Source organism: Microbacterium sp. CCH5-D1 (assembly GCF_001557335.1).
GTDB lineage: Bacteria > Actinomycetota > Actinomycetes > Actinomycetales > Microbacteriaceae > Microbacterium > Microbacterium oxydans.
This window is the reverse complement of record NZ_LSJW01000006.1, coordinates 1-7,711: the sequence shown is the minus strand read 5'-3', so window position 1 is coordinate 7,711 and position 7,711 is coordinate 1. Positions and strand designations below refer to the sequence as shown.

The following is a 7,711-nucleotide window of genomic DNA, read 5'->3' as shown; positions in this document are numbered from 1 at the left end:
GAACAATGGCAGGCGAACGACAGGCCCGACTTGCGGATCGAATCCGCGTGATCCTCGCGGAGAGGCTGGAGAAGGGGCTGCGCGATCCACGCCTCGGCTTCGTCACCATCACCGACGTCCGTGTGAGCGGAGACCTCCAGCACGCGTCCGTGTTCTACACGGTGCTCGGCACGGAGGAGGAGCGCATCTCCAGCGGAGCCGCGTTGACCTCCGCGACCGGCATGCTGCGCAGCGAGGTCGGACGACAGCTGAGCACACGACTCGTGCCGACGCTCGAGTTCATCCCGGACGCGCTGCCGGAGAACGCCGACCACATCGGTGCGTTGCTCCGCGAGGCGCAGCAGCGCGATGCGGACGTCGCGAAGCTGGCTTCTTCGGCTTCGCACGCCGGCGACGCCGACCCCTACCGCACGGAAGACGACTCGGAGTGAGAGCCGTTTGATACGCTCGGCTCCGCGGGACCCGATCCCGCGAAGCTGAGGGGGATCGGCGCATCGAGGGTACGGACACGACTGGGGGGCCGTTCGTCGCGCCCGCCGCGGCCGGACTTCTCCTGGCGGATCTCCTCGAGCAGGATCTCGGATGCGCTCCGCACGTTCTCGCGCGTCTGTCCGACGCCGTCGATGGCGACGTGCCGACGATTCGCGAGGTGGTCCAGCGTCTGACACCGGCTCAACGTCACGGGCTGCACTCGTTGCCGACGCCGCTCCCACTGGTGCCGGCCATCGCGCTCCGGTTCGCCGACCTGGAACTCGACGAACGTGATCGTGAGCTGCTGCTCGCGCTCGCGGTGCGCCTGGACGACGCTCTCGGTCCCCTCCTCGCCTTCGACGGACGAACGGCGACCGAACTGGCCGGTGCATCTGTCGCAGATCACGTGCTCGTGCACGCCGGTCGCGCACGGCTCGTCGATGCGAGACTGTCCGTCTGGGTGCAGGCGACGACCTGCGCGGCCAGGACTGCGGCGGTTCACCAGCGGTTGAGCGCGCTCTTCCGTGCTCGGGGCGAACGCGCGAGTGCGGACTGGCACCAGGCGCGGGCTTCACTCGAGGGAGCCCCGTCCACCGCACCTGGACTCACGCGGCTCGCCCGGCGGCTCTCCGAGGCCGGACAACCCGACCGTGCGCTGCTGCTCGCGACCGAGGCGCATAGACACGCCGTGGGCGATGCCAAGGACGAGGCATGTCTCGTCGCCGGCGCCTCGGCCCTGAGCGCCGGACTCGCTGCGGAGGCCGCAGCATGGCTGGGAGGTCTCTATCCGCGCGGAAGCACGCATCATCGGATCGCCGGCCTCGGCGCGCTGATCGTCGCTCGGACGTTCGTGCAGGGCGCAGTACCCGCCGTCGATCCGACCACGCTGCGGTCGAGAACGCTCGATCAGGAGGACTGGCGCCACTGGACCAGGGCTGCTGCTCTCGCGGCCGTCCTGTGCGCCGAGCGCGGCGACCGGATCGGGATGCGCACCTGGCTCGATGTCCTGCGAGACGGGGCCGCCCGCGCGGATGCAGGCGATGAGCTCCGCGATCCCGCCGTCGCGTTGTGCTGGCTCATCGTGGGCGATCGCGGCGGCGACGCCGTGAGTGGAGCCGGTCCGGCGAGCGGGGGCATGCTCCGCGCACTGCGCGCCGCGACGGACGGAGACATCGATCGTGCGCTCCGCCTGCTGTCGACCGATGGATCGGTCCTGTCCGTCGGCCCCGATCCTCTCGTCCCTGGGTACGAGAACAGCCCGGTCATCCAGGCCTATCGCGCGGTCATCGAGGTGCTGCTGCTGGTCTGGCGGGGCGACATCGGGCTTGCGCGCGACCGACTGATGCAATCGGCTCTCCGGCTTCCGATCGCGATGCCGTTCGCCGGCCTCGGCGTGGTCCTCGCCCGGCGCCTCGACGTGGCCGTGCTCGGTGAGCTCGGGCCTTTCGCCCGTTCGCTCGCGGCGGCCCTCCCCGTGGGAGTGAAGGTCGATCTGCTCGTGGACCGCGGCATCCGCTCGTTCCTCGCCGGTTCGTTCGACGAGGCTGCCGCGACGTTCCGGCTTTGGTCCGATCGCGGCGCACCGCAGCCGACGTTGGTGGTGCCGGGGCTGGAGGAGATGGCGTTCGTCGGTCAGGAGAGCGTCAGGACCGCGGCGGTCGAGCCTCCCGAGATCGCCCTCGCGCAGGAGCTGCGGATGCGCATCGCGACAGCGGGGGACGGGCGGTGGCCCTCCGAGAGCGAAGAGGTGAGCGAGATCGCGCGTACTCTCACTTCGCCGTTCGCGAGGGCGCGGGTGGAGATGATGCTCGGGACGCAGCAGGCGATCCGTGACGATCACGCGTCAGCGAGGATCCACCTCCAGTACGCGGAGCGGCTGTTCGAGATCTCCGGCGCAACCGCCTGGGCCAGAGCCATCCGGAACAGGCTGGATCGCCTCGATGCCAGGGAAGGAAGCATCCTCCCCGTGGCGGAGGCTCTCTCCGCGTGCCGTTCGGCCTGGGCGCTCCGGCTCACGGCGCGCGAACTGGAGGTCGCGATGCGCGCCGTCCGAGGAGCCGCGAACCGCGAGATCGCGGAGGCGCTGCGTGTCTCGGTACGCACCGTGGAGGTGCACCTCGGTCGGGTCTTCGTCAAGCTGGACGTGCGGAGCAGGGTCGAGTTGACGGTGCTCGCGCATCGCACGGATCACCACGTCTGAGCGTGCGGACCCGTCGAGGCGTCGGCTGCCGTGATCGCCTGCGGAAGACGTTCAGCGCGGCAGGAACAGCGCTGACCCGTCGGCTTCCGCGAGGCCGTCCGCGATGAGGGAGTCGATGGCGCGATCCCGCTGACCCGCGTCAGGCCAGTCCGGCAGCACGGCCGCCAGCGGAACAGGCTCCGGATCCAGGGTCCGCAGCAGCCGCAGCACCGCGCCGCGGGCCTGTCTGTCCGACCCCTCGTACGCCGCCTGGCGTCGCCGCTCATCCCCGGTGTCGGGTCTGCCGGCCGCCAGCCAGGCGCAGCTGCCTGCCAACGGGCACAGCTCGCATCGTGGTGATCGTGACGTGCACACGGTGGCGCCGAGTTCCATCGCCGCGGCGTTGAACATCGCAGCGGCATCGATGTCATCGGGCAGCAGCGAGGCCATCAGATCGAGGTCTCGGCGTGACGGCGCGCCCGGCTGTGCGCGGCCCTCGACGGCACGAGCGAGCACCCTTCGGGTGTTCGTGTCGACGACCGGGTGGCGGTCGCCGTAGGCGAACACGGCCACGGCACGGGCGGTGTAGTCGCCGATACCCGACAGCGCCAGCAGGTCGTCCACCCCGCGCGGTACGACCCCGCCATGCCGGTCGGTGATCTCGACGGCCGCGCGATGCAGCCATAGCGCACGCCGGGGATAGCCCAGGTTCGCCCACTGCTGCACGACGTCCGCCGTCGATGCGCTGGCCATCCTCGCGGGCGTCGGCCATCTCTTCAACCAGGCATCGAGGTGCGGGATGACCCTCACGACCGGCGTCTGCTGCAGCATGAACTCGCTCACGAGCACACCCCAGGCCCCGAACTCGTCGTGAAACTCGGGGCGTCGCCACGGCAGGTCTCTGGCGGTGGAGCGGTACCATTCGGGCAGGGCCGACACCACGTCGGAAGGGACCTGCGCGTCGGGCATCCCTCCAGCCTACGTGAGCGGGCCGAGGGGCCCGAGACCAGAGTCAGGGGCTTCATGATCCGTGCACGCGCCGCCGCGCTCATCCTCCTCACCGCTCTCGCTACGAGCGGTCTCACCGGTTGCACCGGGGGTGCGGCGCCCGCGCCATCCGACAGCCGGGAAGTCAGTCCCAGCCAGACACCGTCCGATTCTCCGAGCCCGACGACGGAAGCCAGAGTCGAGGTTGCGTCAGACCCGAGCACCTGGGTCATCGACGACGCCGGTGTCGGGCCGATCGAGATCGGTGGCGACTTCGCCTCGACGCTCGAAGGTCTCGCACCGGGATGGACTAACGACGCGGTCGACTGCTCATGGTCGGCGTGGTGGACGGCGTCGGATTCCGCTTACGGCATGTCCTTCGTGCGGGGCACCGAGAGCCCGAACGCTCCCATCCGCGAGATCTCCGTCTCCTCTACGAGCGAGTCGCTCGAGGGGGTTCCAGGGCCCCAGACGATGACCGGGTTGGGCGTCGGCGCCACCAGGGACGATCTGCTCGCGGCATACCCCGCCGCGCAGCAGGGGACGTCGACGATCGGGAGCGACAGCTGGATCATGCTCCCGAGTGAGACCGACGCCCACGTGTTCTTCGCGTTCCGGGAGGGTGCGGATACCGCCTGGGACGTCACGGTGACGACCGGTGCGGAGCCCTCGTACGAGGTCTGCGGCTGAGCGCCGTGACCGCTCCGCCCCGTCACCGTCGGTAGGCTGGGAGGATGGTCTCGCCCGGCATCCTCCTCGTCGACAAACCCGCTGGGCTGACCAGTCACGACGTGGTCGCCCGCACGCGGCGGGCGTTCGGCACCCGCAAGGTGGGGCATGCCGGAACCCTCGACCCGATGGCGACGGGTCTGCTGGTGATCGGCATCGAGGGGGCGACCAGGCTCCTGACGTACATCGTGGGTGCCGACAAGACCTACACGGCGACGATCCGTCTCGGCCAGACCACCGGCACCGACGATGCGGAGGGGGAGATCCTCACGACGGCCTCCGCCGATGCCTGGGCCTCGGTCACCGACGACGCAGTGTCGGCCGGCATCGCCGAGCTCACGGGGGAGATCTCCCAGGTCCCCAGTGCCGTCTCGGCGATCAAGGTGGACGGTCGCCGTGCCTACGATCGGGTGCGCGCGGGAGAAGAGGTCGTACTCGCGGCACGGGACGTCGTGATCTCGCGGTTCGACCTGCTGGCCACTCGCCGCGGAGAGGGGCACGTCGATCTCGATGTCATCGTCGAATGCTCGTCCGGGACCTACATCCGCTCCCTCGCCCGAGACCTCGGGGCGGGCCTCGGCGTCGGCGGTCATCTGACGGCACTGCGGCGCACGAGGGTCGGGCCGTTCGATGTGACCGAGGCCGTCGGGCTCGATGCACTCGAGGGCGCGCCGACCTTGACTCCGGGCGGAGCGGCGGCGCGGATCCTGCCCGTGCTCGAGATGTCCTCCGACGACGCGCGCGACCTCCGCCACGGCAAGCGATTGAGCGGACAAGCTGCACGTCTGCACGAGGCGATCGGCGCGGCGATCGACCAGGACGGTGCCCTGATCGGCATCGTCGAGAAGCGCGGCGCGGATCTCAAGAGCGCCATGAACATGCCGGAGGTCGCACCATGATCCTGTGGTTCACGATCGCGCAGATCGTCATCGCGGTCGCCGCCGGTGTGTTCTGCGTCGCCGCGGGGCTGGTCGGCAGAAGGCCGAGCGACTTCAGCGTCGGTGCCCTCGCCCTCGTCGAGGCGCTCCTCGTCGTCCAGGTGATCGTCGCGATCATCGCACCGCTGGCGGGCAACCCGCCGACCGGAGACCTCCTGGAGTATTGGGTGTACCTGGTCTCGGCTGCCCTGCTCCCGGTCGGAGCCGTGCTGTGGGCGCTCATGGAGCGCAGCCGCTGGAGCACGGTGATCCTCGGGGTCGCGGCACTCGCGATCGCCATCATGCTGTGGCGCATGCAGGTCATCTGGGCGGTCCAGATCGCGTGACGCGAGTGGTCGCCGCGGGAGCCCGGCGGCCTCCCGCGGCTCTAGGATGGAATGCGCTATGAGCTCCACCGCCCCCTCCTCTCGGATGACCGGAATCGGTCGCGTCCTCGTCATCGTCTACGCCGTCATGGCGCTGGCGGCGACAGGTCGCAGCTTCGTGCAGATCGTTCGCCGGTTCGACGAGGCGCCGCTGGCGTACTCGCTCTCCGCACTCGCCGCCGTCGTCTACATCCTTGCCACGCTCGCCCTCGTCCTGGCCCGTCGCCGTGGCTGGTACACGGTCGCCTGGGTCGCCATCGTCTTCGAGCTGACCGGCGTGCTCGTCGTCGGGCTGTTGAGCATCCTTCTCCCCGATCTCTTCCAGCACGAGACCGTGTGGTCGCTCTTCGGACGGGGCTACCTGTTCATCCCGCTGATCCTCCCCGTCTTCGGCATCTGGTGGCTGCGCACGCATCGGCCCGCCGATGTCGTGCGTCCGGTCGAGGTGGGCGCGTGATCGTCTTCCGCAGCCCGGAGGACGTGCCGAGCGACTTCGGTCCGAGCGCGGTCGCGATCGGCAAGTTCGACGGTGTGCACGCCGGCCATCGTGTGGTTATCGAACGCCTCGAGAAAGCCGCGGCCGCGACGGGAAGTCGGGCGGTCGCGGTCACCTTCGACCGCAACCCTCTCGCCGTCATCCGGCCCGACCGGTGCCCGGAGAACGTGGTCACGGTGGAGCGCAAGCTCGAGCTCCTGGGGGAGCTCGGACTCGACGCCACCCTGGTCCTCACGTTCGACGAGCAGCTCGCTGCCCGCAGTGCCGAGGACTTCGTCGTCGACATCCTCGTCGGAGCCCTTCAGGTCTCGACGGTTCTGGTCGGGCAGGACTTCCGCTTCGGCAACAGGGGAGCGGGCACTCCGGAGCTTCTACGGGAGATGGGCCCGCTGTACGGTTTCTCCGTCGAGGTCGTCGACGATGTGTACCTCCCCGGCTCCGAGCGACGCGTCTCGTCGAGCTGGATCCGCGAACTGCTGATGGAGGGCGATGTCGCCTCGGCGGCAACGGTGCTCGGTCGGTACCCCGACGTGCGCGGAGAGGTTGTGCACGGGCTCAAGCGCGGACGCGAGCTGGGTTTCCCGACCGCGAACCTGTCGACCATCGTCGACGCGTTCGTGCCGGCAGACGGGGTGTACGCGGGGTGGCTCGTCGACCACGACACCGGTATCCGGCACCCTTCCGCCATCTCCGTCGGCACGAACCCCACATTCGACGACGTGCTCGTCCGGCAGGTGGAGGCTCACGTGCTGGGCGAGACGGGCCTCGACCTGTACGGGCACGACGTCACGGTCGAGTTCGTCGACAGGCTGCGGGGGATGGTGGCCTTCGAGGGCATCGACAAGCTCATGGCGCAGATGGGTGCCGACGTGACGGATGCCGCGCGTGCCCTGGGGCTCCCGGGCTAGCGGGCCCGCTGTCCGAGTTCCGGCGCGGCGCGGCGCGGGCAATCGCGTTCGGGCGAGCGTCATGACATAGAATGGATATCGGCTCCCGCCGGACTTCGCGAATCTCGCGTACCACGACGGGAAGAAGACCCACTGTTCGTACGGTCCTGGCTCGTGCCACACGCGGACAACGAGAACGGCCCATGGCTTCCTGGGGGAAGCCGGAGCTTTCACGCTCAGGAGGAGCATGCCGACCACGGCAACCGCCGCCACGCGGCGCAAGAAGACGTCCCGTCGCGACGACGAGGCACCCCTCATCCCGATCCTCGCGCGCAAGGTGCGCGAGATCGAGGCGAAGTCGCAGCGCGGCAAGCTCGGACCCACGAACCGGGTGAAGTTCCAGGTGATCGCCTTCCTGGTGCGCGAGGAGCGCGCGAGAGTGAAGGCCGACAGCGAGATCACCGATCCCGCACGCGTCGAGCTGCTCAAGCGGCTCGACGGAGTCGCGACGATCCTCGCCAAGACGGCAGCCCGCGACACGTCGCTCATCCAGCTGCTCGAGGCCGACCAGGCGACGTCGCCGGTGGCGAAGCGCATGCGTCGGGACTGGCTGCTCGAATCCGGAGCTGAACTGGCGCCGGAAGAGCTCATCATCGCCG

8 protein-coding genes and 1 pseudogene are annotated in these 7,711 nt (G+C 69.6%); 8 read left to right on the top strand and 1 reads right to left on the bottom strand.

The window, feature by feature from the left end:
• Positions 1–5: 5 nt before the first annotated feature.
• Complete coding sequence (gene rbfA / locus AX744_RS00370; RefSeq protein ID WP_046748269.1) at positions 6–431, top strand: 30S ribosome-binding factor RbfA; 426 nt, start codon at positions 6–8, stop codon at positions 429–431.
• A 218-nt stretch (positions 432–649) separates the two neighbouring features.
• Entirely contained in the window at positions 650–2,671 is a 2,022-nt protein-coding gene (locus AX744_RS00360) for a helix-turn-helix domain-containing protein (RefSeq protein ID WP_061015071.1), read from the top strand.
• A 51-nt stretch (positions 2,672–2,722) separates the two neighbouring features.
• Here the strand turns inward: AX744_RS00360 and AX744_RS00355 are convergent, their stop codons facing one another.
• Positions 2,723–3,619: an A/G-specific adenine glycosylase gene (locus tag AX744_RS00355; protein ID WP_046748272.1), complete on the bottom strand. Its 897-nt coding sequence runs from the start codon at positions 3,617–3,619 to the stop codon at positions 2,723–2,725.
• 54 nt (positions 3,620–3,673) lie between these two features.
• On the opposite strand from AX744_RS00355, the gene AX744_RS00350 reads away from it, so the two are divergent.
• The 6 genes and pseudogenes from AX744_RS00350 to AX744_RS00325 all read left to right on the top strand — a co-directional run.
• Entirely contained in the window at positions 3,674–4,327 is a 654-nt protein-coding gene (locus tag AX744_RS00350) for a hypothetical protein (RefSeq protein WP_061015070.1), read from the top strand.
• A 44-nt stretch (positions 4,328–4,371) separates the two neighbouring features.
• Positions 4,372–5,265, top strand: a complete 894-nt coding sequence (gene truB / locus AX744_RS00345; protein WP_061015069.1) for a tRNA pseudouridine(55) synthase TruB — start codon at positions 4,372–4,374, stop codon at positions 5,263–5,265.
• Positions 5,262–5,630: a hypothetical protein gene (locus AX744_RS00340; protein WP_061015068.1), complete on the top strand. Its 369-nt coding sequence runs from the start codon at positions 5,262–5,264 to the stop codon at positions 5,628–5,630. Before truB ends, AX744_RS00340 begins: the two co-directional genes overlap by 4 nt.
• Positions 5,631–5,715: 85 nt before the next feature.
• Positions 5,716–6,126 carry a hypothetical protein gene (locus AX744_RS00335; RefSeq protein ID WP_171010960.1) on the top strand — a complete coding sequence of 137 codons (411 nt, stop codon included), beginning with the start codon at positions 5,716–5,718 and terminating at the stop codon, positions 6,124–6,126.
• Positions 6,123–7,073 carry a bifunctional riboflavin kinase/FAD synthetase gene (locus AX744_RS00330; protein WP_046748277.1) on the top strand — a complete coding sequence of 317 codons (951 nt, stop codon included), beginning with the start codon at positions 6,123–6,125 and terminating at the stop codon, positions 7,071–7,073. The genes AX744_RS00335 and AX744_RS00330 overlap by 4 nt, the downstream gene beginning before the upstream one ends.
• Before the next feature lie 226 nt (positions 7,074–7,299).
• Positions 7,300–7,711: pseudogene (locus AX744_RS00325) on the top strand (ATP-dependent helicase); the annotation flags it as partial.

Coding starts and splice junctions, on each gene's coding strand:
- rbfA (WP_046748269.1), top strand. CDS start 6: ATGGCAGGCGAACGACAGGCCCGACTTGCGGATCGAATCCGCGTGATC.
- AX744_RS00355 (WP_046748272.1), bottom strand. CDS start 3,619: ATGCCCGACGCGCAGGTCCCTTCCGACGTGGTGTCGGCCCTGCCCGAA.
- AX744_RS00350 (WP_061015070.1), top strand. CDS start 3,674: ATGATCCGTGCACGCGCCGCCGCGCTCATCCTCCTCACCGCTCTCGCT.
- truB (WP_061015069.1), top strand. CDS start 4,372: ATGGTCTCGCCCGGCATCCTCCTCGTCGACAAACCCGCTGGGCTGACC.
- AX744_RS00340 (WP_061015068.1), top strand. CDS start 5,262: ATGATCCTGTGGTTCACGATCGCGCAGATCGTCATCGCGGTCGCCGCC.
- AX744_RS00335 (WP_171010960.1), top strand. CDS start 5,716: ATGACCGGAATCGGTCGCGTCCTCGTCATCGTCTACGCCGTCATGGCG.